Raw genomic sequence first — 655 nt, 5'->3', positions numbered from 1 at the left:
GTCGATGAGGCCGCCGTCGGCCCTGACAGCAGCCTGTGGGGCGAGGAGCTGCCCGAGAAGAAGCCCAAGAAGAAAGATCGGCGGCGGACCCCGGCGAAGCAGCCGCACGTGCAGCGGCTTATCGACCACTGGTTCAAGCACTACGAGGAGCAATATGGACAGAAACCGCCCTTCACCCAGCGAGACGCCCACCACATCAAATCGGCCCTCAAAGCCTGCCGGGACGACCCCACCCGCGTCGAGAACGCCCTCACCAGCTACCTCGCCTGCCGGGAGCCCTTCTTCCGGGGCCACCCCCTCAGCCAGTTCATTGGCCAGCTCGGGCGGTGGACGGCTGGGCGAGAAGGGCGTGCCAGCAGCGGGAGTGCCCACGGGCTCGACGAGAGCATCGACACCCACATCCTCTAGCCCCGACCGCATTGCCGAGGCGAAGGCCGCCCGCCTCGAACGGGAGCAGCACGAGAAGCTGGTGGCGTCCAAGCTGCCGCAGCGGCACCTCGTAGCCCTCAAGGACGAGCGGCGATGGCAGCACACGGGGTACAGGGAATCGGTGCTCAAGGCGGAGAAGGCGTGCGAGATGGGCGGGCTGCTGGCGTTCGTGGGGAGCCGGGGCACCGGCAAGACGCAGGTGGCCGTCGAGGTCGCGGCCGGCATG

The 655-nt window shown here is 68.4% G+C and carries 2 protein-coding genes; both read left to right on the top strand.

Annotation, left to right across the window (positions count from 1 at the left end):
• On the top strand, positions 1 to 408 hold a 408-nt coding region (locus R0J87_RS18350), incomplete at its 5' end, for a hypothetical protein (RefSeq protein WP_498887959.1).
• A 61-nt stretch (positions 409 to 469) separates the two neighbouring features.
• On the top strand, positions 470 to 655 hold a 186-nt coding region (locus tag R0J87_RS18345; protein WP_498887958.1), incomplete at its 3' end, for a hypothetical protein.

Origin of the sequence: Halomonas sp. SIMBA_159, assembly GCF_046536035.1 — a bacterium.
Taxonomy (GTDB): domain Bacteria; phylum Pseudomonadota; class Gammaproteobacteria; order Pseudomonadales; family Halomonadaceae; genus Vreelandella; species Vreelandella venusta_A.
This window is presented reverse-complemented; position numbering and strand designations above follow the sequence as displayed.